We start from the raw sequence: 26,829 nt of genomic DNA on the forward strand, positions 1-26,829 counted from the left end.
AAACAGCAGCTGGCGGCCACAGCCGAAGGATGGCCGGCCGCAGGCTAGCGGTCAACAACAGGGCAGCCGGATGTGCGTAGCCCTGACACCCTTGCCCTACTGATGCGGCTTAAAATCGAAAACAGGCACGAAACTAGCGGGAGCCAGGGTCTGGTCCAGCAAGTCCCCTGACTCTGTGCTGCGGTCAAAGATCCTGATGGCAGGCCCGGCGTGTTTGATATTCAATCGGCCTTCGATTGCGCGCACTGCCATTTCGACTGCCAGCCGCCCTTGAAGCACGGGAAAATCCGTCGGCGCAGCAATAATGCGGTCGCGAAGGACCCCGCGGTAGACCGCATGAGTCATGTAGTCCGACACAACTTGAACTTGCCCCTGCATACCACGGGCACGCAACACTGACACTGCGGCTTCTGCAGCAGGCGCGGAACCGGCAATGTAGTCTAGGTCCGGAACCGCATCTAATGCTTCCTCAACTAGCCGCACCTGAATTTCGCGCCCGGTATCACCATATTTTGTAACCGCGATCTTGGCTGAACTGCCAGCAAGTGCGGCGCGGAAACCCTCCTCGACAAAGGTCACCCAACCCGCCTTTACCGGCCCTGGAAACCAGGCAACCTTGACTTCAGGTGCCCCCTTTGGATGGCGCGCGGCAATGAGCCTGCCTGCTTCGGCCCCCATTTCCGTCCACGACACCCCTACTTTGGCCGTGATCCCGGCATCGGCAATGTCATTGACAGCAGCAATTACCGGAACAGAAGCCGAAATCCGCTCAACCGTGCTGGTAAGGCCTGCGAAAGATACAGTGCCAAGAATCAGCGCATCAGCACCATCTGCGACACAAGCCTCAGTCTGCTGTATTTGCCGCCTGAGGTTGGGATAACCTCCTGCTTCGACCAGCTTGAAAGACACCCCCAGCCGGGCGGCTTCCGCCACCATGCCGTAGTTAACACTAAGCCAATAGGCATCTTTTAAGTGCGGATAGGCAATACACAGGCGCCATTCCTGCTCCGCCCGTTCGAGCGGCGTATAGTCCATGGCCTCCAGCCCGCTGCCGTAGTCAAAAGCGGTCCGCGGCACCTGCAGCCGCCAGCTGTCCGCAGTCGCCATTGTGCTGAAACACGTGAAAAGCAATAGCCACACTGCGCGCATGAGGTCCCCTTCTCCAAGGTTGGAGGATAGGCAGCGGAACCGAAAAGGGAAATTCAAATTTGCGAAAACGGCAAATGCAGGCGAAAGTTCCTGAATGTTAGGAAAGCTCGGCCTTGGCGGAAAACTGAGCCTCGCATTCATCGTGATTGCGGGACTGCCAACCCTTGCCGGGATTCTTGGGCTGATCGAATTGCGTGTGCTTGCACGGCGACAGGCAGAAGTGATCAGCCAGACCATTCCCGCCATCGCCGAGGTCCGCGGCATGGCTGAGGAAAGCACCCGGATCATAGCCATTGCCCCGGAACTGGCAGGTGTCGCAACTCAGGCGGAGCGGGCAAACCGGGCGCAGTTTCTGTCCGCTCAGATCGGGGCGCTCACCCGGCGGCTGGACGCCCTGGAGCGTGGCGGTATTGCCGGATCCAGCCCGCTGCGGGAAACCGTTACAGATGCTGCAAGGGTACTGGCGCTGCTTGATGAACTGGTGGAAACCCGCATCGCGCTGCACAGCGGGCTCAAGCAGTTGACCACCCGCAACCTGACCGCCGCGAATAACCTGCTGAGCATGGCCGACACGCTGGTTGCAAATGCCGAAATGGGCACAACAGCCGTCATTTCGAGCCTCTACGGGCCGGGCAGCTCTCCAGTGGAGGAGCAGGCCCGCACCGATTTGCTGGACAAGCTGATTGAGGTGGACCTGTTTCAGCTTGGCCTGATGTTCGAACTCAGATCCCAAACTGCAGAAATCGGACTGTTGATAAACCGGATCGAGGAAGCCGGAACTGTGGAGGAATTGGAGAAAATTGAAAACGCGTTGACCAGCCGCCTGGAGATCGTATCCAGACGGATCCAGGCAATTCGCGATCCCGGCCGACGGCAGCAGGCAGAAAAGTATGCAGCGCAGTTGCAGACCTTGCCAGAAAGCAACGCAGGCCTATTCGTCCTGCGTGCCCGGATACTGACGACCGAAACCCGCATCACCGCTCTGAAGCAGGAACTGCAGAACACCGCGCTGCAGCTGGGTGATGAGGCATCGGCCGTCGCTGATCAGGCGCAAGCGCGGGCGATCAGTTCGGGCAATGCCGCCGCCGCCGACATTCAGCGGGCACAGCTGCGCAATGGTTTTGCCGCCATCACCGGCTTCCTTCTGTCGCTGGCTGTCTTGTGGTTCTATGTTCGAGGCAGCATCACCCACCGCCTCAACAATCTGGCGGGCACCATGGCCGCGCTTATGCGCGGCCAACTGGACCACCCGGTCCGCCCCCGCGGGCAGGATGAAATTGCCCGTATGGAGGCGGCAGTGGAGGTGTTCCGCCAGCAAGCGCTCGACAAGATGGAACTGGAAAAGGTCCGCGACCGTAACGAGCAAGAGTTGCGGGAGCATCGCAACAATCTCCAGTCGCTGGTGGATGATCAAACCGAGCGTCTGCGGGAAGAAGTCGAAGCCCATGATAAGGCCCGGCAGAAGGCAGAAGCTGCCGATCAGGCCAAATCTGAATTCCTGGCAATGATGAGCCACGAAATCCGCACTCCAATGAACGGTGTGCTGGGTATGCTGCGCAGCCTCTCTGACGACGGTCTGCCGCCCCGGCAAATGGAACGCCTGCGGGCAGCGCTTGTCTCCGGCCAGAACCTGCTTAAAATTCTGAACGACATCCTGGACTACTCCAAGATCGAAAGCGGCGCGCTGAAACGGGATGATGTCACATTTTCCCTTCGCAGCCTAGTGGATGACATCGTCGTCCTTCTGCGCCCGGGGGCGGACGACAAGGGAGTGCACCTCTGGCTCGATGCACCGGAGGAACTGCCTGATGTGGTGAAAGGTGATGCTGCCAAGCTGCGGCAAATCCTGTTCAATCTGCTCTCCAACGCACTCAAGTTCACTGATGAGGGAGAAGTCATTCTGCGGGCCCGCACCACTGGCAGGACAGCCGGGATGCACCGGGTCACATTCGAGGTCAGCGATACCGGCAAAGGTATCTCAAAAGAGGCCAAGGCGCGCATCTTCGAAGCATTTGAGCAAGAGGACACAGACACCGCCCGCAAGTTCGGCGGCACAGGGCTGGGGCTGGCGATCAGCAAGCATTTCGCCCAAGCCATCGGCGCACGTTTGTCTATGGAAAGCACAAAAAATGTCGGCTCAGTTTTCACCTTGGCAGTAGAGCTGGCGCCAGGCGATCCTGCGGCCTTGGAACCCGAGGAGCCGCCGGTTCAAATCAACCATGCCGGGATTGCGCTTTCGATACTGGTGGTGGAGGACAATGAAATCAACCAGATGGTCGCGCAGGGCTACCTTGAGCGTATGGGCCACAACTGCCAATGTGTGACTGCCGCAGAAGACGCGCTGGCCTTGCTGCCTGCATCCCGTTTTGACCTTGTTCTAATGGACGTGAACCTTCCAGGCATCAGCGGAACTGAAGCTACCCGCCGCCTGCGTGCGATGCCGGACCCTCGGCTGTCCAATCTTCCTGTCATCGGTATTTCAGCACATGTGCAGGAGGAGCAGATCGAAACCCACTTGCAGGCTGGAATGAATGGGTTTGTGGCCAAGCCAGTCTCTCCGGAACGACTTGCAAAAGCACTGGAGAGCGTCATCCAAGGCCGCGAAGGCGCGGTCTACCTGTCAGCCCGCCAGCATTCACCTGAGAGGGACAGGCATACCAGTTTACATAGGCAGATGCAGGAAAACACACAGGATCTTGGAGCCGAGAAGGCCTTGGAAATCGCCGCACTCTTCCAGGAGGAACTGCCCCGGGGCCTTGAGAGAATGGACGCGGCCCATACCGCGCAGGATCTTGCCCAGCTTGCAAAAGAAGCCCACCGTGCCAGGGGCGCCGCAGCCAGCTTTGGCCAACAAGACTTGGCTGGCCTGTTTGCTGAACTGGAAGAAGCGGCTGCCAACGGGCACCAGTCAGTGGCTGCAAAGCACATGAGGGAACTGAGCGCTCTAACTCCCAAAATTCTGGAGTCGCTAGACAGCGTATTACGCGACTACAGAAATCAGCCCAAGGGTGCAGTGAAAACATAGCCTTCACCGTGCACGGTGGTGATGACCCGGGGATTGGCAGGCTCTTCCTCCAGCTTGCCGCGCAGACGCCGGATCAGCACATCGACGGTGCGAGGGTTTGCACCATACTGCCGGTGGGTAACCCTGCTCATCAACGCATCGCGGGACGCGACCTCGCCCGCCCGGCTGATCAGCATATCCAGCACTTCAAACTCCGCCCGGGTCAGCGGAATGCTATCGCCTTCAACGGTTTGCAGATGCCGGGCTGCTACGTCGAACCGGAAATTTCCAAAATTGTAAACCCGCCGTGCCAGGCGCCGTGCCTCTTTCGTACGGCGCAGCAGGTTCTTCAATCGGGCCAAAAGCTCACGCCGGTTGAATGGCTTGCAGACATAGTCATCCGCACCAAGTTCCAGTCCAACAATTCTGTCGACCTCGTCATCCCGGCCCGTCACCAGGATAATTCCAATCTCAGATTTCGCCCGCTGCTCCCGAGTGATCTGCAACCCGTCTTTGCCGGGCAAGTTGATGTCGACCAGTAGCAAGTCAACGTCCCTTGCCTGCAATATCCGTTCGGCCTCCTCGGCGGTTTCGGCTTGGGAAACCGTATAGCCTTGCGCATCCAGGTAATTGGCGAGGGTGCTCCGGGTAACCGGTTCGTCCTCAATGATCAAAATATGCGCCATACAGGTCTCACCCCATCAATATTCCCGCCAGTTAACAAATTTTAACACAAATAGCCAGCCCGTTCATCCCTTCAGGCTGACCTGTTCACATCTGCGGCCTAGCCTCCGTCTCCGAAAGCAGGGCTTTCACTCAGCAACAACGCTCAGGCCATCAGGACCGGGGCTGCGACAACAGGGAGACACACATGAAATTCCGGAACCACCTTATGGCCAGTGCTGCGGCCTTGGCGATGGCAGCTCCGATGGCGATGGCCGAAGACTCCTCCGATCCCATCATCATTCCAATTCACAACTGGTCCAGCCAGATTGTGATGAGTCACGTTGTCGGCCAGATCTTCGAGTCGATGGGCAACAATGTCGAATACGTCTCGACCGATAGCCAGGCAGTCTATGAATCTGTGCGCCTGGGTGACGTGACACTGGAATTGGAAGTTTGGGAAGGAGCATTCGGCAAATCATTCAACGAAGCACTGGCCAAGGGCGGCCTGCACGACGCAGGTGACCACAACGCGGTCACCCGCGAGGACTGGTGGTATCCGGCCTGGACCAAGGAAGCCTGCCCGGGATTGCCGAGCTGGGAGGCTCTGAACGACTGCGCAGCGGTCTTCGCTACTCCGGAAACCGGTGACAAGGGCCGCTTCTTGGGCGGACCTGTTGACTGGCTCAAACATGATGCCGAGCGCGTGGAAGCGCTGGACATGAACTTCACCGTGGTAAACGCAGGCTCTGCATCCGCCCTGTGGGCCGAAGTGGCAGCCGCTGAGAAAACCAAGAAACCGGTTGTTATCTTCAACTGGACCCCGAACTTCGCCGAAGCTGTCTGGCCGGGCGAGTTTGTCGAGTTCCCAGCCTGGGAAAACGGCTGCGACAAGGACCCAGCGGTCGGGCCGAACCCGGATGCCACTTACGATTGCGGCAACCCGGCAAACGGCTATCTCAAGAAGGCCGCCTGGGACGGCATGAAGGACAAATGGCCAGCGGCCTACGAAACGCTGACCCAGATAAGTTTCACCAATCCGCAGATCGCCGAGATGGCCAAGTTGGTCGACATTGACGAGATGGAACCTGAAGACGCCGCCGCCGAGTGGCTGGAGGCCAATGAGGATCTCTGGAAACCCTGGACCGGTTCCTGACGTCCGCTTTTCTCTCCAACTCACCGGGGCGGTTCACTGCCCCGGATTTCTTACTAACGAAAGTAGACCCATGACCGCCGCCTCCCCCGTCATTTCCTGCAAGAACGTCTGGAAGCTGTTTGGCGCCAATCCGGAACAGTACCTGAAATCGCTGACCGGCAACCCCGGCTTTGATGAAATCCGTCAGGCTGGCTACATCGCTGCGGTGCGGGATGTGTCGCTGGACATTGCCCAGGGAGAGATGCTGGTGATCATGGGGTTGTCCGGCTCTGGCAAATCGACCTTTGTGCGCTGCCTTTCGCGGCTGATCGACATCACCGGCGGCGAAGTTCAGGTCGAAGGGCGGAACATTGGCGAAATGTCCGAGAAAGAGCTGATTGACCTGCGCCGCAACAAGATGGGCATGGTGTTCCAAAGCTTCGGACTGCTGCCGCACCGCACCGTGCTGGACAATGTCGCTTTTCCGTTGGAGATGCGCGGCCAGGACCGCCATGCGCGGCGCGCCCGCGCGCTGGAAGTGATCGAACTGGTGGGCCTCTCAGGCCGCGAAGACTATTTTCCAAGGGAACTCTCAGGTGGCCAGCAGCAGCGCGTCGGCATCGCACGAAGCCTGGCGATCGAACCCGATATCTGGTTCCTGGACGAGCCGTTTTCTGCACTGGACCCTCTGATCCGCCGCGAAATGCAAGACGAGTTCCTGCGCCTGCAGGAAATGCTGGGCAAGACCATTGTCTTTATCACCCATGATTTCGACGAGGCGCTGCGCCTGGCTGACCGCATCGCCATCATGAAGGACGGCGTGGTCGAGCAATGCGACACCCCCGATCAGATCGTGCTGAATCCGGCCACCGAATATGTCGCCAAGTTCACCGAAGAGATCGAGAAATCACGCGTTGTCCACGCTGGTGTTCTGGCGCGCGATGTGAACGGTCACAGCCTGACAGGCGCACCAGTCGGAGAAAAACAGACCATCTTGGAACTCGCACGGCTGCTGGTCAATGACAGCCGCGACTTCCTGCCGGTAGCCAACAATGCAGGCAGTTTGATCGGCGCAATGAACCGCCAGGAAGCACTGGATGTGCTTCTGGGAGAGGCATCATGACGGATCAAGCCATAATACTGACTGGAAAACCACAGACCTGGACACGGGCCAGAACCGGCTGGGCACTGTTCGCGCTGGCCTGTGTTCTGGCCGCCGGAAATTATGTCCTGCCTGCCGGCTTGGTGCGGCCGCCGGAGTGGCTGATCCTACCCTTCGCTGACTGGATCAACGCGATCTTTGTTTTTCTGCGCGACGATCTGGGTCTGCTCTATCTGACCCGAGCCTTTGCCGATGGGGTCGAATGGCTGCTCGATGTGACTGCCAACCTGCTGTACGGCAAAAACCGCTGGCCCCGCGTCGGCCCCATTCCATGGACCGTGATCGCTAGCATCGGCTTTGTCATAGGCTATGCCCTGCAGGGCTGGCGGCTGTCACTTCTGACCGGAGGCACTTTTGTTTGGATCGCCGTCATGGGCCAGTGGAAATGGGCGATGGAGACCCTTTCCGTGATCGTCGTTGCAGCCCCTTTCTCTATCCTGTTCGGCCTTGTGATGGGCATTCTCGCCTGGCGTTCCAAGACGTTTGAACGGATCCTGAATCCCGTTCTTAACGTTGCGCAAAGCCTGCCGCATTTCGCCTACATGATCCCGGTGGTGGTCTTCATCGGTGTCGGACCCAAGGCAGGCGCCATTGTCACCATCATCTTCTCAGTTCCGCCTATGATCCGCATGTCGCTGCTGGGGCTGCGAAAGGTTCCGCACGAGGTGATCGAAAGCGGCCATATGTGCGGCTCAACCCGCTGGCAGCTATTGCGCTATGTACGTATTCCAACAGCGCGGACCGAGATTCTGGTCGGCGTGAACCAAGTGATCATGCAATGCTTGGCGATGGTGGTGCTGGCCAGCTTTATCGGCATGCCGGGCCTGGGTCAGAAGCTGCTGCAGCTGCTGCAGGCGCTGAAGATCGGCCGTTCAGTTGAAATTGGCATCACTATCGTTCTGCTGGCCGTAATGTTGGACCGCTGCACCAAGGCCTGGGCCACCAAACAGCCTGAGCACTTTGAAAAAGGCACATCCTTTGCTGTCCGCCATAAGTTCTTGCTGCTTGGCATCGGCCTGTCACTGGCCTGTCTGGTGCTCGCACAATTTTTTCCGCTGATGGATCAGGTCGGCCGCCGAGACGCCTTCACGATTTCCAAGCCGATTGACGCTGTGGCGGACTGGTTCATCGTTCTGATCGACCCGGTCACCCAATGGTTGCGCTGGTTCCTGATTACCTGGGTTCTTATTCCAATCCGCGATGCTTTCCTGTGGATGCCGTATGCCGCGGTACTGGCTCTGCTGGCAGCGGTAGGCTGGGCCATCGGTGGCTTGCGCTCTGCACTGGTGTGTCTGGCGTTCTTCGGCCTTATCGCCATCTCCGGCTGGTGGGACCGTGCCATGATCACCGTCTATACAGTCGTCGTCGCTGTCTGTATTGCCGCAGCAATGGGCTTCCCGCTGGGGATATGGGGCTCTTTCAATGAAAAGCGCGCCAGCGTCGCCCTGCTAATCTGTGACACCCTGCAAACATTCCCCAGCTTCATCTACCTGATCCCGGTGGTTATGCTGTTCGGCGTCAATGACGTGGCTGTGGTTGGCGCAGTCGTCCTGTTCGCAGCGGTACCGCTGGTGCGCTACACAATCGAAGGGCTGCGCCAGGTGCCGGAAACCCTGATCGAGGCGGCCGACATGTCCGGAGCTACCCGTATGCAGACCCTGTGGAAGGTGCGGCTGCCGATGGCGCTGCCGACGATCATGGTCGGGGTCAACCAGTCGGTGATGTTCTCGTTGTTCATGGTGATCATCGCCGCCTTTATCGGCACCCAGGATCTCGGCCAAGAAATGCAGCGGGCACTGTCTTCCACAGATGTGGGCAAGGGGCTGGTGCTGGGCCTGGCCGTCGCTTTCATGGGACTGATGGTGGACCATTTGGTCACCACTTGGGCGCGGTCCAAGAAAGAAGCCCTGGGATTGGAGTAATGTCATGACCTTGCATTCCAGCGACTTCGGACCTGCACCGCACCGCCGCATCGGCTTCCTGTTGTTGCCGGGCTTTCCCTTGGCCTGCCTGAGTTCAGCCGTTGAACCATTGCGGAGCGCTAATGAGATTGCAGGACGTCAGGTCTTCACCTGGAGCCTGATAACCGAGACCTGCGCTCCTGCGACAGCTTCTGCCGGTATGGAGTTTTCTGCGGATTTCAGCCTGGCAGAGATTGAGGGACTTGACTGCCTGTTCCTGCTGTCCGGGCCGGAAGCGGTTTTAGAGGATCCGGTCTCAAGCTCAGGCCGATTGCGTTTCCTGGCCCGTCACGGCGTCGCCCTTGGTGCGGTCGCAGGCGGTGTCTTCCCGCTTGCCCGAAGCGGTGTTCTGTCCGGGCGGCGCTGTGCCGTGCATTGGAGCTACCGGACCGCCTTTGAAACCGCCTTTCCGGATTGCACGGTTGTAGACAGGCTGGCTGTGCGTGACGGTTCGGTGCTCACAGTTTCCGGAGCGTCGGCCATGTTCGAGGTATGCCTGGAGTTAGTCTGCCACGCTTTGGGTGAGGCTGCAATGAACGAGGTTGCCTGCATTTTGCAGCACCCCATCATCCGCAGCGCAAACAGTCGGCAGAAAGTTCCGGTGCTGCAAAGCGGCCGGACGGTTGACGAAATGCCGCCAGCGGTCAAACAGGCGATGTCTATCTTTTTGGAAAACGTTGAGTCCCCTGTCGGCATCCGCGATGTCGCCCGCATGGCCGGCATCTCCCCCCGGCAGCTGGAGCGCAGCTTCCGCACTGCCACCGGCCTCAGTCCTGGCGAATACTACCGCCGCCAACGCCTGAAGGCCGCCCGGCAAATGGTGCGTCATTCCTGGGACAGCATCTCAGACATCGCCCATGCCGTCGGCTATGCCAGTTCATCAACGCTGACTCTGCATTACCGAAAGTTCTACGGAATCACACCAGTTCAGGACCGCAAACAGACGTTCCGTCCTGACACCCGTGAGCCGGTCGGCATAACCGCAGTTCCGTAGTAGCAGCTGAGGCAGGAGCTTTTTTTGAGCGCCGGCTGGGTACTTGAAGGATGCTATTTCCTCCGGTTGCGGCCGCCACAATGAGGCGAAGCAAACGCTCCGCCTCATTGTGGTGCATACCGCTTTACAGCGCTGCAAGGTCTCTCAGGAACAGGGCAATCCCCGGGACAAAGATCAGCAGTGCCGTCATCAGCGCCAGGATCAGGAAGAACGGCAGCGTGCCGCGGATCACCTGCAGATAGGGTTTGTTGAAGATCGCAATGGCCGTGAAGATGTCGCAGCCGAACGGCGGCGTTGCCGAACCGATCGCCATCTGCAGCGTGATCATGACCCCCACCAGCACCGGGTCCAGGCCGGAGGCGTCGATGATTGGCACGAAGATCGGCGTCAGGATCACCAGCACAACCAGAGAGTCCACAAACATGCAGCCGACAAAGAAGCACAGCGCGATGATGAACAGGATGTACTCGTGCGAGGCGCCTTCGAGGTTGAGCGGCTCCAGCAGCCCCTGCGGCACCTGCTCAAAGGAGATGTACCAGGAGAACGCCTGCCCTGCCCCGACCAGGATGAAGACAACCGCGGTGATCAGCCCGGTGCTGAGCGCGGAATCCAGCACGTCGTCCAGCTTCAGCTCGCGGTAGATCACGCATTCCACGATCAGCGCATAAAGCACCGAGAAGGACGCCGCCTCGGTTGGTGTCACCGCACCGGAATAGATGCCGCCAACGATCAGCACAGGGAAGCCCAGCGGCAGGATCGCCTTCCTGATCGCCGCCCGCCGCTCCGCGCCCGTGGCTTTGGGCACCAGCGAGATCAGATCGCCCTGCCAGACGCTGTAGAAGTAGCAGTAGACCGAGAACAGCAGCGCCAGCACGATGCCCGGGCCGATGCCCGCGATGAACAGCTCGCCGACGCTGGTATTGGCCAGCGTGCCATAAAGGATCATGCCGATGCTGGGCGGGATCAGAAAGGCAATGTCGCTGGCGTTGATAATCAGCGCCATGACAAAGCTGTCCTTGTAACCGGCCTTGAGCAGCCGCGGCCGCATGATCTGACCAATCGACACCACCGTCGCCTGGGTCGAGCCGGAGACCGAGCCGAACAGCGTGCAGGCGATACAGGCGGTGATCGGCAGACCGGCGCGGCGATGGCCAACATAGGCCTGGATCAGCCCCAGCAGGTTGTTGGCAGTGTGGCCGCGGGCCATGATGTCAGCGGCCAGGATGAACATCGGCACCGCAATCAGCGCATTGGGGGAAATCCCGGTCACCATCTGCTGGATCACCACGCCGGTGTCGCTTTGCGAGAAATGGACCAGGCCGATCAGCGTCGCCACCACCAGCGGCACCACCATCGGGTAGCTGAGAAACAGCAGCAGAACCATCGGCACCACCAGTGCCGCGGTGATGACATAGGTATCCAGCTCACCGGCAAGGATATCGTTCAGAAAATCCATCTCAGACCCCGATCTCTTCAGCTTCGCTTTCCTCAACCTCATAGGACAGCCAGGTTCCTTCGTGAGTGAGGTTCATCAGAAAGGCGATCAGATACTGCAGCCCGGCCATCGCCAGGCCGACGGGGATCACGGCATAGATGATATAGACCGGAAACTGCAGCGCCGGGCTCAGCCGGTTCACAGCCTTAATCTCCAGCACATAGAACACCGCCTGATAGGCCAGGAATATCAACAGCGCGCTGGTAGTGAAGGTGATCAACATCATCAGCACCTTGCGCCCGCGCGGCGGCAGAGTGTCATAAGCAGCCGTCATCCGAATGTTGCGCCCCTTTCGGACCGCATAGGCAAATCCGACGAAAGTCACCGCAACGATCAGAAACTGGTTCAGCTCTTCCGAGAAGAACAGGCTCTTGCCAAAGCCGTAGCGACCGATTGCGTTGGCGGTGGAATTCAGCATCATCAGAAGGATCGCCAGGATGATGACGGTCTTCTCGATGAGCTCGGTGCCTTTGCTCAGAGCAAGCAGCAGGGTCTTCATCTCTTTCTCCCCCGCGCGCCTGCGCGGCGCGCGCTCCAAGGAAAGGCGCGGTCCTCCCTCATCGGGAAGCCGCGCCCTCCAGATTCAGTAAGCCGGATTAGTTGGCAGCCGCGACATCTGCGAGAACACCTTCCAGGATCGCCTTGGCGCCATCGCGGGCGTCGGCTTTCTCTGCGTCGCCGTAAGCATTTTCGACAACGGTATAGAAGGTTTCATGCAGCGTGGTGCTCAGCTCTTCGAACACGGCGCGTTCTTCCTCGGTCAGCACCACAACTTCCAGCTCCGGGCGCTCTGCCTTGATCTTTTCCATGTTCTCGGCGTTGATCGAGATCTGGTAGTCATGCGCCGCCTGTTCCGCTGCTGCGATCGCGGTGCGGACCATCTCCTGCTGCTCGGCCGGCAGACCGCTGAACCATTCGCTGTTGGTCGACACTGTACCAACATAAGGCTGCTGGCCCGGGAAGATCAGGTAGTCCTGCACTTCATGCCACTTGGCGTTGTATATGAAGTAGACAGGGTTCACCATGCCATCGACAGTTTTCAGCTGCAGCGCGCCATAGACCTCGCCCCAGGACAGCGGCGTTGGGTTGGCGCCGAATGCCTTGTATGTTTCCACCGGGATGGTCGAAGTGAAGGTGCGGATCTTCTGACCATCGAAATCTTCCGGCGAGCGGATCGGCTTGTTGGCGCCCCAGGCCATTTCGCCTTCGGAGATCATGGTCAGCAGCTTGAGGTTCACTTTCTCGAACTTCTCGCTCAGCCCCTCATAGATGGTCGGGCTGGTGGTCAGCACCTTGCGGATCACATCGGTGTCGCCGCCCAGCACATAGGGCAGATCCAGAACCTGCGCCTCGGGAACATAGGAACCAAGGTGGCCGGTACCCACGGACACGAATTGCACGGTGCCCTTGGAGGTCAGCTCGACAATGTCATTCTCGGTGCCCAGTTGGCCGTAGTAGTAGATACGCACCTTGATGTCGCCGTCCGACTGCTCTTTGATGCTGTCGGCAAAGGCTTGGGCAAAGATGTCCTGGACGTCGCCCTTGTCTTCCTCAGACGCGAATTTCCAGGTGTCCGCGACAGCTGATGTTGCCAGGCCGGCAACCAGCACTGCCGATGACAGCAGCTTGCGGGTGAAGTTAGTCATGTGGATAGTCCTCTCCTTCGCCGCCTAAGCGGCGCCTTCCGAAATGATCACTAGGGGGCGGAATGCCTTGCCTTGATCAGAAACTGGTGCCCCTTTGCAAAGCGCGCCGTATCCGGCTGCGCCCGAAGGGGTGGTTTCGATGCCGAGGGCAGCGACCGCGCTGGCGGCGGCCTCGCCTTCTTCTTCCGACAGTGTCACGTAGGACACGCCGGCTTTTTCCAGCGCGTGCCAGGCCACGACCGAGGGTTCCTTGCAGTCGAGCCGGCCCATGCTGGAGTCAGGGCCATCAGCGCGGGTGGGCGCGCCGGCTTTGTGGCTGGTTTGCAGACAAGCCGCCGCGTCAGGTTCAACCACGATCAGCTCGGGCTGCTGGGCCCAGTTGTGGCGGATCATATAGGCCATCGCCGCCGCCAGGCCGCCGACACCCGCCTGCAGATAAACATGGGTGGGCCAATTACCGGAGGCTTCAAACTCTGCCCGCATTTCCTCGGCGATGACGCAATAGCCTTCCATCACCCATTTCGGGATCTCGGTGTAGCCTTCCCAGGTTCCGTCAGCCAGCAGCACCGCACCGCTCTCCCCGGCGTCAGCAATCGCCGCAGCAACGCTTTCGTCATAAACATCACCGGAGCGTACCACTTCTGCACCCAGCTCCCGCAGGCGCCCGGCAAAGCTTTCCGGTACAGTTTTTGCCAGATGGATACGCGCCTTGGCGCCCGTCGCACGGGCACCGGCCGCAACACCCATCCCGTGATTGCCGGCACTGGCGCAAACAAAGGTATAGTCTGCGGCAAAGGCGCGGACATCGCCGTCCTTCAGGCGCTCCAGCGGCAACGTCTCGCCGGTCTGCTGCTGCCAGGCCTGGGCCAGGATCCGTGCGACCGCGTAAGGCGCTCCCAGCGCCTTGAAGGCGCCAAGCCCCATCCGGCCGGTTTCGTCTTTGGCCAGAACGGTTACATCATTCGGGCCGCGCAGAGTGCGCAGCGGTGAGGCCTCGTAATTTTCTTGCGCCTGGAAGAAGTCTAGGGCGCGTTCGAAAGCCGGGCTGAAGCTGAGAGTGTCTGAATGTTCCATGGTCAGGAAATTACCACAGGCCGATTGCTTGAATTTTTCATCATCGGCGGTATGGTCGATAAAATTTCTCTGCCTGAATGGCTGCAGTGGCGGGTTTGACTCATGACAACCAATCTGGATGAAGCCGACCTGACCATTCTGCGCCTGTTGCAGAAAGACTGCCGAATCGGCCTGGAGCAACTGGCGCAGGAGTGTTCTCTATCCGTCCCCTCCGTGCAGCGGCGGCTGAAGAAGCTGCGGGAGTCGGACCTGATCCAGCAGGAAGTCGCTATCCTCAACCCTGCGCGCTTCAGCTACAAGATGACTTTTGTGGTACTGGTTGAACTGGACCGGGAATCGCTGGATCAGCTGGATCACTTTCGAAAGCGCGCCAAGGCTGATCCCCAAGTGCAGCAATGCTATTATGTGACGGGCGACGCCGATTTCATCCTGATCTGTACCGCCCAGGACATGCAGGATTTCGAGGCGCTGACACACCGGCTGTTCTTTGAGAATTCCAATGTGCGCCGGTTCCGGACCTCTGTGGCGATGGAGCGTACCAAAGTCGGGATGGCATTGCCGATCTGAGTGCAGCGGTACCAAGCAGACTGAGAGCATCGGTTCGGTTACCGCACTAGCTGCGCCGCATGCTTCGTTTCCTACGAAGCGGCGGGAACACCTTCGGTTCCTAATCCGTGCTCGGTAAATTGGTGATCGCCAGCGGCACACCGAGGTTAAGCCCTGATATTTACAGAGCCCGCCAGTGGTCCTTGATGATCAGCATTAAATCCGGATCAGCGCAAGCGGGGTACTTGTTCAGATACATCAGGGTCTGGCCCAACGGTTCTCAGGTCCGGGCACACAGTGCCCGAGTGAAGTAGAGCTTGTTCTTGCCCCAGCAGTCGGCTGACCACTAAGTTGGGGCGTACATAGAAGTAAGGGTCTTCGTGATAGAGTTCACTGGCTTCGATCCAGTAGAGGTCATTCAAAATCGCCAGCGCCAGTATAGGAACCGAAGCCACTCAATTCGCCCGGTAGGGTCAGGACCCATTGATTTCCGGTTGTCTGCGTGTTTCACGGTTCCAAAGACGAGCGGTGACATGTCTGATCTTTTCTGGTCGAGCGACACGCAGATGGCGCGTCTTGAACCCTTCTTTCCCAAGTCCCACGGCAAGCCGCGTGTTGATGACCGGCGGGTATTGAGCGGCATTATTTATTATTCGCAATGGCTTGCGGTGGCGTAATGCTCCGGCGGCCTATGGCCCGCTCAAGACGTTGTACAACCGGTGGAAACGGTGGAGCGACAAGGGTATCTTCGCCCGGATGATGGCCGGTCTGGCCGCGGAACACGGCGAAGAGAAGACTGTGATGATCGACGCGACCTATCTGAAGGCACACCGCACAGCGGCCAGTTTGGGCGTCAAGTGAAGCGGGCCAGGAATTGATCCGGGGGATCAATTCCCTGCTGAACGGGGGCGTGGCCGCCTGATTGGTCGAACCAAAGGCGGCATGAATACCAAGCTGCACGCCATCTGCGACAGCCAGGGACGCCCGCTGGACCTGTTCGTTACAGCTGGGCAAGTCAGCGACTACATCGGCGCCCGCGCTTTGGTGGGCGGCTTGCCAAGGGTGGAAAGGCCGCTGGGAGATCGAGGCCATGATGCTGATTGGTTCCGAGAAGCGTTGAAAGACAAAGGGATACGCGCCTGCATCCCCGACCGGAAACAGCGGAAGAAACCGGTGAAACACGACAAGCGCCGTTACAACCGCCGCAATCGGATAGAGATCATGTTTGGCAGGTTGAAGGATTGGCAGCGCGTGGCGACCCGATACGATACGTGCCCGAAGGTATTCCCATCAGCAATCGCCCTCGCAGCAATGGTCAGCTATTGGCTATGAACCCTGACCCTAATGCGAAGCATCTGTTCAACTGCAAAATGCAGACAAGCAGGCATTAATTTCAGAACTGTCGACGGCGGCTTCGTCCCGCTCACTGCTAGTCCAAGCCCGACCAGGCGAACGGCCGCTGTCTCGGAGATCAGCCGTTCAAGCAAGCTGCAGCGGTATCAGCGACCCGGGCGAATTCTTCCAGCAGGAAACCGCTACTGGCCTAAGCCGCCCCGGCTTCGCGAAGATGAACGCCAAGCAAGATCAGGCCCGGCCAAAGCATATAGGCTTCGATTTCAATATTCTCCCCGAAAGAGAGCAGCACCATTGTCATCAGTATTCCCAGCGGCAGGCGGCCGCGCGCGTGTTTTGCTGCATCCGCCATGACAAAGCCGATGTGCCAAACCAGCGGAATGAGCAGTGCGGCAAAACCGGCAGCCCCCTTAACGAACAGCAGCCCGTACCAGGTGTGATGGCTGCCGATGGGCATGTATTCCACGGCATGGGACCCGGGTTGAACTGTGCCGTGGCCAAACCAGAAGGCTTCGGTCTGCCAGCGCTCGCTGGCGATCCGCTGCAGTGTTTCGCGGACCCGGGTGCTGTCTGCCCGGGCCCCCTTGAACGCGGCCACCGCATCCGCGACCAGCGCCGCCAAGGTTCCGCCGGTGATGGCCAATGAGGCGGTCAGCCCTGCCGTTACATGCCAGGCCCAGCCGCGCAGGATCAGGGGCATCATGCGCGGCGCAACGGTGCAGGCCACCAGCCCCACCAGCCCCATTCGAGATTTTGACGCCAAAATCATCAGGACCCCGGCAACCACACCGGCCAGCATCCACTTTCGGTTTTTTTCTTCCAGCGCAAACAGCACCATGATGACGCCCAAGAGGGCCGCGAAGGGAGACCAGGGGGCGTAGAATTGCCAGCGCGGTGTCCAGCTGGCCGGATCATAGGTGAACAGGTAGACACTGAAATACTCCGGACCCGGCCCGCCAACTGCCTTCAACGGCGACGTGAAGATCTGTTCCGGCAGGCCAAGGTAGGGCGCTGCCAGCAGAACCGGTGCCAGCGCCAGCGTCCAGGCCCCGATCACGCACTGACCGCGGATCAGGACCTCGCGGCGGATCGGCAGCGCCGCACCAACCAGCGGGAACAGCGCCAGCAGAGCCCAGCCTTTGGCCCAGCCGATCGAGGACTTGATTGTCTTCTTGAGGCCGAGCCCCCAGTCGAGGTGCCCGATCCACAGCGCAATCAGCAAAATGGCCATGCCGATGATCCAGGCCCAGATCAGCACCGGAACCGGACCGGTAGCACGCAAGTCGGGCCGGAACGCTGGGCCAAGGTAGAGTGCCAGCACCGCCAGAGCGCCGAGAACCCAGGCCAGAACCGGGCCCACGACGTATAGCGCACCAACGGCGTAGAAGGGCCAAGTCAGGACCATGGAGCGGTAGATCATCCGCTCTGCCGGGTTTTGCAGGGTCATGCTTCGGCTGCCTTGGGCGCGGCCAGAAGACGGCCGATGACAGCGGATCTGATCCAGCCCAGCAGCAGCGCGATCACAAGCATGAAGGTGGCCGCTGCCCCGGCGGCAATGGCGAGCTTACGGTCAGGCGACGAGGGGCGCTCGGGAAGGGACGGGTTTTCGAGTATCTGAACCAGCGGGTATGAGGCATAAACATCCGATTTCGTCGACTGGGTTCGGGCGATGGCAGAAGCAAACACTGCTTCAGCCACAGAGAAATCTCGCTGCAAATCCTTCAGCCGTGCTGCGCTAGCCGCCAGTTGTTGCAGCCGGGTCTGCTCGAACACCAGACGCTGAGCCAAAGCTTCATACTGCCGGGCTGTGCCCATGCGCTCTGCATCCATCCGCACAAGCTGAGCCAACAACTCTGCCCGCGCCCCGTCCGGGGCCAAATCAAGCCTTTTCAGCTCATCAATTTGGATACCTGTCACTGCCGCTGCCTGTTGGCTTGCACTGTGTTCCGCCGCAGCCTGGGCTGCACGTGCGGCTTGCACCTTCGGGTGCCCTTCACCGTAGGACGCACGGGCTTCGGCCAGTTTTGCAGCATGGATGGCGCTTTCGTCTTCCAGAGCGAGGAAGTCTGCATCGGCAAAGAGTTTCAGGGTTGCGGCCGCGGCGGAGGCCTGGATGCCCAAGGTTTGCTCAAGCGCGGCAACGCTTTGTGTCTTTTCCTCAAGAATACCGGCAATGTCCTCAACCCGGCCTTCCAGTTCGCGGGTGTCTTCGACCATTGCATCGAACTCCTCGCCAGACAGCAGCCCGGAGGATTTCTGAAGTTTGCCGATGTCAGAGCGTGTGGCAGCAACTGAATTCTGGTAATCACCAATGGCGGCCAGACCGCTGTCCTCGCGGGTGGCTTGCTCATCCTTTCGCAGCGCGTCCAGTTCTTCGAAGAAAGCCTGCAGCAGGGCATTGCCGCGCTGCTGGGCGTTTTCTGCGCTGGGGCCTGTCATTTCAACGTGGATCAGGCTGGTTTGATCCACCAGCCGGATCCGCGGCTTGCCGAATTCACGGCGTGTCAGCCCCATCGCGCTGGCAGCCGCGGCGAGGATACGGTCAGCACCAATCAGGCGCTTGTATGTTTCGGTCGGGCTGACGGAGTTGCTGGCAAATGCGGAATTGGCATAGGAAGACGCCTGCCCAATACCATTGAGGTTCATTGAGGCTGACGCCCCGGACCCTGGCAGGATGAGCGACGCATGCGATTTGAAGGCAAGCGGTGCGGTTTGCAGATAACCGTTGATCGGCGCCCAGACGAGTGCCAGCCCAAGCAGCAAGAATGCCAGGTAGCGGCGGATGCGGCTGGTGTCGCCCAAACGCCCGCCGACGATGATGCGGCGGAGGGATATCCGGTGCCAAAGCCGCCGCGGAGCATCAAATTTTCCGGCAAGTTTCTGCAGCATGTCAGTCTCCTTCAACCAGAGACTATCCCGCTACCTTACCCGCCGCGCTTGCGCGCAAGGCTATCCCGGTGCGCATCCGTATTCGCGGCTATCCGTTGGAGTAGGTTTTAGGGCTGCGCCTCCCGCAGGCAGTCAGAAAAGCCCCGCCTCACGCGCGGCCAGTGCTGCCTGGGTGCGGTTTGCCACTTCCAGCTTGCGGTACAGCGTTTTCATGTGCAGCTTCACGGTCGGTTCGGTAATGTCCAGATCGCGGGCGATTTCCTTGTTGGACTTGCCCTCGGTCAGGCCTTTCAGAACCTGAAGCTCCCGCGGCGAGAGCTTCTCCGCCAGCGGGTGGTCTGTTTCCGGATCTGCGGCAGTCATGAAATCAATGGGTGCATATTGCTCCCCCATCGCCATGAACTTGACTGCATTGATCATTGATTTTGCCGGCAGGGTCTTTGGCACAAACCCGGCGGCGCCGGCCTCCAGCGCCTGTTCAGCGATCTGACGGGTGGCCGCACCGGACATCAGGGCAACCCGCTGCCCGTTTCTCATGGCCATCGCCCGCTTGAGGCCGGCCAGCCCGTTCATGCCGGGCATATTCAGATCCAGCAGGATCAGATCAAAGGGATCTTCGGTCTCGATCAGCTTGCATGCCTGATCCAGATCCGCCGCGGTACTGGTCTTGATGGAACCTTGGCCTTCCAGGAACAAAACAAGCGTATCGCGCAGCAGGTCGTGGTCGTCGGCTATCAGTACTCTCATAACATGCTCCTAGATCCCTACATCTACACGTAACGCGTGAATGCGGCGCTTGCACGGCAAAAGTCGTGCGTATTCGCCGCAGCTTGGAAAGCATTTGGATAGTTTCTGATCCGGGCGGATAGGTTCGCACGCCGCAAGGTAAGCCGGGGATGCCAACGGACCTGCGACCTGTCCTCCCGCTCCGTTGAGAAGAACGGCCGCCTGCAACAGCCTGAGAGCAACCAATGACAGCTCAAGGACTTAGCAGATGACACTTGCATATTCCTCTTCCAGTTTCGGTGCTGCCCCAGCAGTCAAAACCGACCGTCTGAACACGGCTTACCTGCCTGCGCTGGACCTCCATCTGGTTGACAGCAGCGCTGATCAGGCTGCTGCCAAGCTGCTGTCGCCTGGCCGCCGGCGCGCTTTCTTCATGAACGCGCATTGCTGCAATATCCGCCGCCGCGACCCGCACTATGCCGAGGCTGTCGCCGGGGCGGATATCCTTCTGCCTGATGGCATCGGAGTTGAACTGGCGGCAAAGTTCACCGGTCATTCTCTGACGACCAATTTGAACGGCACCGACTTTGTGCCGCAGCTGTTGCAGCGTGCGGCCAGCATGGGCAAATCGGTCTACCTGTTCGGCGGGCGGCCGGGCGTTGCGGATGCAGCCGCGGCGCGGCTGGTCTACGACATTCCCGGCCTGCGTATTGCTGGCACCCGCGATGGGTTTTCCGGAGCGCAGGACACTAGGGCGGTTGTTGCGGACATCAACGAAAGCGGCGCCGACATCGTTCTGGTTGCGCTTGGCGTGCCGATGCAGGAGCTGTGGCTGCACCGCAATGCGAATGACCTGACAGCCAATCTCACTTTAGGGGTCGGCGCGCTGTTCGACTTTCTGTCGGGCTCGGTTGCACGGGCGCCGGAACCGGTCAGGGCTGCAAGGATGGAGTGGGGCTGGCGGCTGGCGATGGAGCCACGCCGGATGGCACGCCGCTACCTGACCGGTAACGTCAGCTTCCTGGCTCATGCCGGACTGGCTGCACTGCGGCAGAAGCGCCTCGCCGACGTCCAGCAGCGCGGTCTGGACATCACAGTTGCGGTTCTGGCCCTGCTGATGCTGTCGCCGCTGCTGCTTGCGGCGGCTCTGGCGGTCAGGGCGGACAGCGGAGGACCCGCACTCTTCAAACAGACCCGGGTCGGGCTGAACGGCAAGACCTTCACCATGTTCAAGTTCCGCTCGATGACGGCAAATGCGGAAACCCGGCGCGCGGAGATCCTGCACGACTCGGACCGGGACGGCCTCTGCTTCAAGTCGCGCCAGGATCCGCGGGTCACCCGTGTCGGCCGCTGGCTGCGCAGGAGCTCCATCGATGAGCTGCCGCAACTGTTCAACGTGCTGCGCGGGGATATGTCTATCGTCGGCCCCCGCCCGGCACTGCCGTGCGAGGTTGCAGATTACCCGCCCCGTGCGCTTGGCCGTCTGCAGGTCAAACCGGGCATCACCGGTGTCTGGCAGGTGTCAGGCAGGGCCTCTGTCGGCTTCAAGGAAATGATCGAGATGGACCTCAGCTACATTAAGGCCCGCTCGCTCAAACTGAACCTCCAGCTCATCCTCAGAACCTTTGGCGCGGTTGTTTCTGGCCGCGGCGCCTACTGACCCATTAATTTAGGAGACAAGCCATGACACATATCCGCAAAGCCGTTTTCCCCGTTGCCGGCATGGGAACCCGTTTTCTGCCTGCCACCAAATCCATCCCCAAGGAAATGCTGCCGCTGGTGGACCGACCACTGATCCAATACGCGGTGGACGAAGCGCGGGAGGCAGGGATTGAGGAGTTCATCTTTGTCACTGCCGCAGGCAAGGGCGCGTTGGAGGATTACTTCGACACAGCCGCCGCGCTGGAAAACACATTGGAAGCGCGCGGTAAGACTGCTGCTCTGGATGCCATTGCTCTGACGCGGATGCCGGAGGGGGCTTTGTCCTTTGTTCGCCAAAGCAAGCCGCTGGGCCTTGGCCACGCTGTGGGATTGGCCGCACGCCTGGTAGGAGACGAACCCTTTGCCGTGCTGTTGCCCGATGATGTCATCCGCGCGCCGCGCGGGGCGCTGCGCCAGATGGTGGAGGCGCATGCCGTAAGCCGCGGCCACATGGTAGCAACCATGAAAGTTGCGCGCGAGCAGACCTCTTCCTACGGCATCCTGGATGTCGCAAGGGAGGCCGGAAAACTCGCTCACGCCCGCGGGATGGTGGAAAAACCGGATCCTGCGCTGGCACCGTCAACACATGCCGTTGTTGGCCGGTACATTCTGGAACCTTCGATTTTTGAGGCTCTCGGCGCCATTTGCCCGGGCGCTGGCGGAGAGCTGCAACTGACGGACGCCATCAACGCGGATCTTCCCTCAGCAGGTGTAACCGGGTTCCGGTTTGACGGCGAACGGTTCGACTGCGGCAGTGTGCAAGGATTTGTGCAGGCGACGGCGGCCTTTGCTCTGGACCGGCCGGAACTGGCTCATGAATTGTCCGGCTTTCTTGCCGGGCGTGTCGCCCCGGTTCTGCAGGCGGCATGATTGCCGGACCTATTCGAAAGGATAGGCGGGTATCCGTCTAACCTTTTGGCGCCCGCGCCACGTCGTGCCATATCTGGGTCAATCATCAAAGGAGGCCGCGCAATGCTTTTTAAAGCGCTCAAGATAGTTGCAATTTCCGTGTTCGCCGCGCAGCCGCTGGCAGCGGGAAATCTGGACCAGCCAGCCGGAGAGGTGGTGCTGAAGGTATCTGGCACGCCGAAAGCGGAAAACGCAGGGGAAGCAGCGCAATTCGATCTGGCCATGCTGGAAGGACTGGGTGCCGTGGAGTTTGAAACGTCGACAATCTGGACGCAGGGCGTGCAGCATTTTGAAGGCGTGCCGCTGAATCAGCTGGTTGACCATCTGGGCATCACCGGAACCACGCTGCGGGCCACCGCCATCAACGACTATTCGGTGGACATCCCGCTGGCGGATGCTGTCGAAGGGGGCCCGATCATTGCCTACAAGCACAACGGCGAGGAAATGTCCGTGCGTGACAAGGGGCCGCTCTGGATTGTTTACCCTTATGACAGCAAAACCGAATATCAATCAGAGGTGGTTTATTCCCGCAGCATTTGGCAGCTCGACCGCATCGAAGTGATTGAGTAGCGAGCGCTGAACCCGGCGCTTTTGGCTTGGCTGCCTGCATTTGAGGATGATGGCAATGGCCGGCACAAAACGCAGAAAGATGTGGCTACGGTTGGCTGCTTTTTTGCTGCCCGCCCTTTTGGGCCTCGCAGCCATTGCATTTCTGGCGTTGAATGTGTCCCGCGACATCACGCGGCTGAACTCTGCCAGTTCCGACAACATTCAATGGAACCTGTCTCAGACCGAGGTGGAGTTTCTCCAGTTCGAACTTGAACTGGCGCGGGCGCTGCAGGGCGACAGCCCGGACATTCGCAGACTCCGGCGCAAGTTCGACGTCTTTTTCAGCCGAATACGCACGCTGCAGCAGGCATCCATCTACAGCGAATTGCGCGCAGTTCCAACGTTCGCGGCCAATCTGGCGACAGTTGCAGCCTTCCTCGACCGCGCCGTCCCTGTGATTGACAGCGATGAAGGTGCCTTGCCCGCCCTATTGCCTGCGCTGGAACAGAAAACCGGGGCTGTCCGCCCGGATGTGCGGCGGCTGTCCGTATCCGGCCTCAACTATTTCGCTGAGGAGTCCGACTTCCGGCGCGAGGCCTTTTCGGGCACCCTGATGCATTTGGCGATTGCCATTGCCGCGCTGGTGGCAGCGCTCGCCGTGCTTGCCTGTTACCTGGCTGTGCTGAACGCTCAGAACGTGCGGCGCAGGACACAAGTCATCGAAGCCAGTGAGCGCATGAACATCGTGACAAGCACGTCTCTTGACGCGGTGGTCGTGGCGGATACGTCAGGGCGCATCACGGATTTCAACGCCGCTGCCGAACAGATTTTCGGCTATTCCGCGAAAGATGCAGTAGGATGCGATCTGGGCGAGCTGATTGTGCCCGAACATCACAGGGCTGCGCATCAGGCCGGTATGGCCCGCCTGCGTGAAACAGGCGAAAAGCGTGTTGTTGGAAGTGGGCGCTTCAAGCTTGAAGCGAAGCGGGCGAACGGCGAAGTTTTCCCCGTGGAGCTTGCCATACAGGCGGCGGACACCAAGGACGGGGAAATCTTCATCGCGTTCCTGCGTGATATTTCCAGTCAGGTGCAAGCAGAGGCCGAGCTTGTTCTGGCCCGCGACCGTGCCATGGCCGGCGAGAAAGCCAAAACCGATTTCCTGGCCACCATGAGCCATGAGATCCGAACCCCGTTGAATGGGCTGCTGGGTAATCTGACCCTTCTCGAGGAAACCCGGCTCAGTGCCAAGCAGTCCCGCTACATAAGAAACATGCAGACGTCCGGCAAACTGCTGATGAGCCATATTTCGGATGTTCTGGACATTACCAAATTCGACGCGGGCAAACTGCGGCTGCACATGGTGGACATGAATATCAGCACTCTGCTGAAGGACATCGTGGACAGTCTAAGCGGTGCAGCGGCGGGCAACGGCAGCACTTTGGAGTGGGGCTGGACAGGGGCACCGCTCAACTGGGTTCACGCGGATCGGGACCGCATTCAGCACATTCTGATGAACATCGTCGGCAATGCAGTCAAGTTCACGAAAAACGGGCGGATCTCCATCACCGCTCAGGCCAGTGCCGCTGAGGAGGGAAAGACCATCCTGTGCATTTCGGTACGGGATTCAGGTATAGGTATCGACCCGGGCCTGCTGCCGCATATCTTCGATGATTTCGCGACCGGAGACAGCTCCTATGACCGGGAAGTCGGGGGAACCGGGCTGGGTCTGGGGATTGCCCAGCGGTTTGTGAAAGCGCTGGGTGGCCGCATCACTGTCGAAAGCACTCCGGGAGAAGGCAGTGTCTTTGATGTCAGCTTCCCTGTTCAGGCCATTGCGGCGCCTGAGCCGAAGGGAGAGGCCCGGTTTACTGCGCCCGCCAGGAAGCGGGCAAATGTCCTGCTGGTGGAAGACAACGAGATCAATCGCCATGTCGCCCGGGAAATGCTGACAGCACAGGGGCATTTTGTGACCGAAGCGCACAACGGCCGGGAAGCGATCGAGATGGCAGAAGAAACGGGCTTTGACCTGATCTTGATGGATATCAGCATGCCGGTCATGGACGGGCGCAGCGCCGCGCGGGCGATCCGGACTGGCAGCGGCGCGTCAGCGCGCGCGCCGATTATTGCCGTGACCGCAAACGCGATGGCCGAGGAGCAGGAAGCCTTTTTGAAAGACGGCATGAATGATGTGCTGACCAAACCTTTGACGCGTGAAGGCCTGTTGCAATTGATTGCAGACCACCCTTCCCCAGCTCCGCCAGCACCGGAAGTTGCTGCGCTGCGGTCTCAGCAACTGATTGAACTGGAAGAAACGGTTGGAGCCGAGGCGTTGCTCCCCCTCTTGAACCGCTTTGCAGCTGAAATGGAAGCCTTCCTCAAAGATTTTGAGAACGGGCAGGATTTGGCTACGAATGAAACCGCAGTCGAAGCCCACCGGATTGCCGGCAGCGCCGCAACCTTCGGGCTTCCGGAGCTTCGCAGTGCGCTGATCCGTCTTGAGAAAGCGGCGCTCAGCCAGGACTGCCAAGCGGCCGAAGGCGCGCTGAGCCCGTTGAGGAAGGCCTGGGCTGCCACCAAACCGGTGCTCAACCTGACTTAGTAGTTGAAGGCGCCGATGAGGCGGCCGACCTCTCCCAGGTTGGTGATTGTGCTGTCATAGCAGGCAATGGCATCCCCGGGCAAAAGGAAGGGGTCATAATCGTCCCGGTCAGCGCGGCGCAGCAGGTCTTCGATCCTCCGCTCGATGACGACAGACACCTGTGTGACCGGATTGCGGGAGAACAGAACAGAGGACCGGTGCGCGCTGGTGGCGCGGGCGCCGCCCACGCAGTTGGTGTCCACCACCGCCTGCAGGTACCGTGTGCCATAGGGAAACTCGCGCACCTCGCGGCCAATTGCGGAGAGCGCGTTGCCGGCGGCCGGCTGGGTGAGGTTCGACAAGAAAAGCGTCACCCCCGGAGGGCTGATGGGGCTGGGCCGCATCAGGTCTTCCTGGAAGCATCCGCGGCTGGGCACATGCACCTGATCGCCTGTCAGCAGCATGATGTCGACGGCATTCTGGCCTTCGAACACTCCGCGCATGTCCAGCCGGTAAAGGCTGCTGCCGCGCCGCACCTCGACTGCCGAGATATCCGCATCCGGGCGCACCCCGCCTGCCGCACGCAATGCGGCAGACAGGTTGCGCGCTTCGGTCGAGGCCCCCAGTGCGCCCTGCCTGCGGGAATCCACTTCGTCACCTGGAACACCGCCGATTTCTACGGCTTTAGGCTCAAAGACAGCTCCTGAAACACCGACCGTGACCGAGGCAAAATCAGCTGCCCGGACCGACAGCCGCGGCCGGTCAGAGTAGAAGTCTTCGGCGATCAGTTTCGCGGCAATGTCCTCCTCGATCTGGATGGCCGTTCGGCCCTGCGCACGGATCGGTGAAAGGAAGGGAAGCTTCAGCGTGCCATCCCGCGAGATAACGTAGTCGCCATTGAAGGTCTCATCATCGCCGACACGCACGTTCACCAGGTCATTGCGGGTGAACCGCTCGCCTGCCAACGCAGCCTGCGCTGTTCCAGCGCCCTTGCCGCCGGTTCCGCCGACGGCGGGGCGGCACCTGGACTCGTTCATTGTCTGAGACTGCAGAAAACCGGATTCGCTGCGGGACACCTCCGGTTCACGGTATTGCGCCTGATACCCGTCACCAGAGGCAACCGGCTCCAGGTTGTCTGGCGGGTCGATCTGCGCGCAGCCGCTCAAAGACAAGATCGCCAGAATTGCCGTTCCATTTCTGAGGGGTTTCTTCATTGAACTGCTCGCGGGATCACTGCGGGTTGTACTGGTGATACGGAATTCGGCCACAGCGGTCGAGAGCCCGTTGATATCGCA

At 59.9% G+C, this 26,829-nt stretch carries 20 protein-coding genes and 1 pseudogene; 11 read left to right on the forward strand and 10 right to left on the reverse strand.

Features of this window, described 5'->3' with window-relative positions; all coding sequences use genetic code 11:
- Positions 1–96: 96 nt before the first annotated feature.
- Positions 97–1,149, reverse strand: coding sequence for a TMAO reductase system periplasmic protein TorT (torT, locus tag GC1_RS07750; protein WP_052260491.1), 1,053 nt, complete (start codon positions 1,147–1,149; stop codon positions 97–99).
- Between the two features lie 94 nt (positions 1,150–1,243).
- Here torT and torS point away from each other — a divergent pair, with 94 nt between their 5' ends.
- On the forward strand, positions 1,244–4,174 hold the full coding sequence (gene torS / locus GC1_RS07755; protein WP_019295384.1) for a TMAO reductase system sensor histidine kinase/response regulator TorS: 2,931 nt from the start codon (positions 1,244–1,246) through the stop codon (positions 4,172–4,174).
- On the opposite strand, the gene GC1_RS07760 is transcribed toward torS, so the two are convergent.
- Entirely contained in the window at positions 4,147–4,839 is a 693-nt protein-coding gene (locus GC1_RS07760; RefSeq protein ID WP_019295385.1) for a response regulator, read from the reverse strand. The two genes, torS and GC1_RS07760, sit on opposite strands and share 28 nt — an antisense overlap.
- A 185-nt stretch (positions 4,840–5,024) precedes the next feature.
- On the opposite strand from GC1_RS07760, the gene GC1_RS07765 reads away from it, so the two are divergent.
- The 4 genes from GC1_RS07765 (at position 5,025) to GC1_RS07780 (ending at position 10,068) form a co-directional block, all read left to right on the forward strand.
- Complete coding sequence (locus GC1_RS07765) at positions 5,025–5,972, forward strand: ABC transporter substrate-binding protein (protein WP_019295386.1); 948 nt, start codon at positions 5,025–5,027, stop codon at positions 5,970–5,972.
- Between the two features lie 70 nt (positions 5,973–6,042).
- Positions 6,043–7,074, forward strand: coding sequence for a quaternary amine ABC transporter ATP-binding protein (locus GC1_RS07770; RefSeq protein ID WP_019295387.1), 1,032 nt, complete (start codon positions 6,043–6,045; stop codon positions 7,072–7,074).
- Positions 7,071–9,035 carry an ABC transporter permease gene (locus tag GC1_RS07775; RefSeq protein WP_019295388.1) on the forward strand — a complete coding sequence of 655 codons (1,965 nt, stop codon included), beginning with the start codon at positions 7,071–7,073 and terminating at the stop codon, positions 9,033–9,035. The genes GC1_RS07770 and GC1_RS07775 overlap by 4 nt, the downstream gene beginning before the upstream one ends.
- A gap of 4 nt (positions 9,036–9,039) precedes the next feature.
- Positions 9,040–10,068, forward strand: a complete 1,029-nt coding sequence (locus tag GC1_RS07780; protein ID WP_019295389.1) for a GlxA family transcriptional regulator — start codon at positions 9,040–9,042, stop codon at positions 10,066–10,068.
- A 124-nt stretch (positions 10,069–10,192) separates the two neighbouring features.
- Here the strand turns inward: GC1_RS07780 and GC1_RS07785 are convergent, their stop codons facing one another.
- The 4 genes from GC1_RS07785 to GC1_RS07800 form a co-directional block, all read right to left on the reverse strand.
- A complete protein-coding gene (locus GC1_RS07785) occupies positions 10,193–11,524 on the reverse strand; it encodes a TRAP transporter large permease (RefSeq protein ID WP_019295390.1) in 1,332 nt (443 codons plus the stop codon).
- Position 11,525: 1 nt separating this feature from the next.
- Positions 11,526–12,062: a TRAP transporter small permease gene (locus GC1_RS07790; RefSeq protein WP_019295391.1), complete on the reverse strand. Its 537-nt coding sequence runs from the start codon at positions 12,060–12,062 to the stop codon at positions 11,526–11,528.
- Positions 12,063–12,159: 97 nt separating this feature from the next.
- Positions 12,160–13,209: a TRAP transporter substrate-binding protein gene (locus GC1_RS07795; protein WP_019295392.1), complete on the reverse strand. Its 1,050-nt coding sequence runs from the start codon at positions 13,207–13,209 to the stop codon at positions 12,160–12,162.
- Positions 13,210–13,233: 24 nt separating this feature from the next.
- Positions 13,234–14,283, reverse strand: a complete 1,050-nt coding sequence (locus GC1_RS07800; protein ID WP_019295393.1) for a diaminopropionate ammonia-lyase — start codon at positions 14,281–14,283, stop codon at positions 13,234–13,236.
- A gap of 102 nt (positions 14,284–14,385) precedes the next feature.
- Between GC1_RS07800 and GC1_RS07805 the strand changes: the two genes are divergently transcribed.
- Positions 14,386–14,850: an Lrp/AsnC family transcriptional regulator gene (locus GC1_RS07805; protein WP_019295395.1), complete on the forward strand. Its 465-nt coding sequence runs from the start codon at positions 14,386–14,388 to the stop codon at positions 14,848–14,850.
- Positions 14,851–15,362: 512 nt separating this feature from the next.
- Positions 15,363–16,161: pseudogene (locus GC1_RS22150) on the forward strand (IS5 family transposase).
- A 211-nt stretch (positions 16,162–16,372) separates the two neighbouring features.
- Here the strand turns inward: GC1_RS22150 and GC1_RS07820 are convergent.
- The 3 genes from GC1_RS07820 to GC1_RS07830 form a co-directional block, all read right to left on the reverse strand.
- A complete protein-coding gene (locus GC1_RS07820; RefSeq protein WP_019296425.1) occupies positions 16,373–17,629 on the reverse strand; it encodes a membrane protein in 1,257 nt (418 codons plus the stop codon).
- Positions 17,626–19,071: a hypothetical protein gene (locus GC1_RS07825; RefSeq protein WP_019296426.1), complete on the reverse strand. Its 1,446-nt coding sequence runs from the start codon at positions 19,069–19,071 to the stop codon at positions 17,626–17,628. The genes GC1_RS07820 and GC1_RS07825 overlap by 4 nt, the downstream gene beginning before the upstream one ends.
- A gap of 132 nt (positions 19,072–19,203) precedes the next feature.
- Entirely contained in the window at positions 19,204–19,818 is a 615-nt protein-coding gene (locus GC1_RS07830; RefSeq protein ID WP_019296427.1) for a response regulator, read from the reverse strand.
- Between the two features lie 247 nt (positions 19,819–20,065).
- Between GC1_RS07830 and GC1_RS07835 the strand changes: the two genes are divergently transcribed.
- The 4 genes from GC1_RS07835 (at position 20,066) to GC1_RS07850 (ending at position 25,555) form a co-directional block, all read left to right on the forward strand.
- Positions 20,066–21,457 carry a WecB/TagA/CpsF family glycosyltransferase gene (locus GC1_RS07835; protein WP_019296428.1) on the forward strand — a complete coding sequence of 464 codons (1,392 nt, stop codon included), beginning with the start codon at positions 20,066–20,068 and terminating at the stop codon, positions 21,455–21,457.
- Between the two features lie 23 nt (positions 21,458–21,480).
- Entirely contained in the window at positions 21,481–22,368 is an 888-nt protein-coding gene (locus GC1_RS07840; protein WP_019296429.1) for a UTP--glucose-1-phosphate uridylyltransferase, read from the forward strand.
- A gap of 102 nt (positions 22,369–22,470) precedes the next feature.
- Positions 22,471–22,977 carry a molybdopterin-dependent oxidoreductase gene (locus GC1_RS07845; RefSeq protein WP_019296430.1) on the forward strand — a complete coding sequence of 169 codons (507 nt, stop codon included), beginning with the start codon at positions 22,471–22,473 and terminating at the stop codon, positions 22,975–22,977.
- A 55-nt stretch (positions 22,978–23,032) separates the two neighbouring features.
- Positions 23,033–25,555, forward strand: coding sequence for a hybrid sensor histidine kinase/response regulator (locus GC1_RS07850; RefSeq protein ID WP_019296431.1), 2,523 nt, complete (start codon positions 23,033–23,035; stop codon positions 25,553–25,555).
- On the opposite strand, the gene GC1_RS07855 is transcribed toward GC1_RS07850, so the two are convergent.
- Positions 25,552–26,748 carry a polysaccharide biosynthesis/export family protein gene (locus tag GC1_RS07855; protein WP_036762037.1) on the reverse strand — a complete coding sequence of 399 codons (1,197 nt, stop codon included), beginning with the start codon at positions 26,746–26,748 and terminating at the stop codon, positions 25,552–25,554. The two genes, GC1_RS07850 and GC1_RS07855, sit on opposite strands and share 4 nt — an antisense overlap.
- Positions 26,749–26,829: the final 81 nt, after the last annotated feature.

The sequence above is a fragment of the Leisingera sp. ANG1 genome (genome assembly GCF_000203975.2).
GTDB lineage: Bacteria > Pseudomonadota > Alphaproteobacteria > Rhodobacterales > Rhodobacteraceae > Leisingera.

Bases quoted from the DNA above. Each gene is read 5' to 3' on its own strand.
- torT (WP_052260491.1), bottom strand. From the start codon at position 1,149: ATGCGCGCAGTGTGGCTATTGCTTTTCACGTGTTTCAGCACAATGGCG.
- torS (WP_019295384.1), top strand. From the start codon at position 1,244: ATGTTAGGAAAGCTCGGCCTTGGCGGAAAACTGAGCCTCGCATTCATC.
- GC1_RS07760 (WP_019295385.1), bottom strand. From the start codon at position 4,839: ATGGCGCATATTTTGATCATTGAGGACGAACCGGTTACCCGGAGCACC.
- GC1_RS07765 (WP_019295386.1), top strand. From the start codon at position 5,025: ATGAAATTCCGGAACCACCTTATGGCCAGTGCTGCGGCCTTGGCGATG.
- GC1_RS07770 (WP_019295387.1), top strand. From the start codon at position 6,043: ATGACCGCCGCCTCCCCCGTCATTTCCTGCAAGAACGTCTGGAAGCTG.
- GC1_RS07775 (WP_019295388.1), top strand. From the start codon at position 7,071: ATGACGGATCAAGCCATAATACTGACTGGAAAACCACAGACCTGGACA.
- GC1_RS07780 (WP_019295389.1), top strand. From the start codon at position 9,040: ATGACCTTGCATTCCAGCGACTTCGGACCTGCACCGCACCGCCGCATC.
- GC1_RS07785 (WP_019295390.1), bottom strand. From the start codon at position 11,524: ATGGATTTTCTGAACGATATCCTTGCCGGTGAGCTGGATACCTATGTC.
- GC1_RS07790 (WP_019295391.1), bottom strand. From the start codon at position 12,062: ATGAAGACCCTGCTGCTTGCTCTGAGCAAAGGCACCGAGCTCATCGAG.
- GC1_RS07795 (WP_019295392.1), bottom strand. From the start codon at position 13,209: ATGACTAACTTCACCCGCAAGCTGCTGTCATCGGCAGTGCTGGTTGCC.
- GC1_RS07800 (WP_019295393.1), bottom strand. From the start codon at position 14,283: ATGGAACATTCAGACACTCTCAGCTTCAGCCCGGCTTTCGAACGCGCC.
- GC1_RS07805 (WP_019295395.1), top strand. From the start codon at position 14,386: ATGACAACCAATCTGGATGAAGCCGACCTGACCATTCTGCGCCTGTTG.
- GC1_RS07820 (WP_019296425.1), bottom strand. From the start codon at position 17,629: ATGACCCTGCAAAACCCGGCAGAGCGGATGATCTACCGCTCCATGGTC.
- GC1_RS07825 (WP_019296426.1), bottom strand. From the start codon at position 19,071: ATGCTGCAGAAACTTGCCGGAAAATTTGATGCTCCGCGGCGGCTTTGG.
- GC1_RS07830 (WP_019296427.1), bottom strand. From the start codon at position 19,818: ATGAGAGTACTGATAGCCGACGACCACGACCTGCTGCGCGATACGCTT.
- GC1_RS07835 (WP_019296428.1), top strand. From the start codon at position 20,066: ATGACACTTGCATATTCCTCTTCCAGTTTCGGTGCTGCCCCAGCAGTC.
- GC1_RS07840 (WP_019296429.1), top strand. From the start codon at position 21,481: ATGACACATATCCGCAAAGCCGTTTTCCCCGTTGCCGGCATGGGAACC.
- GC1_RS07845 (WP_019296430.1), top strand. From the start codon at position 22,471: ATGCTTTTTAAAGCGCTCAAGATAGTTGCAATTTCCGTGTTCGCCGCG.
- GC1_RS07850 (WP_019296431.1), top strand. From the start codon at position 23,033: ATGGCCGGCACAAAACGCAGAAAGATGTGGCTACGGTTGGCTGCTTTT.
- GC1_RS07855 (WP_036762037.1), bottom strand. From the start codon at position 26,748: ATGAAGAAACCCCTCAGAAATGGAACGGCAATTCTGGCGATCTTGTCT.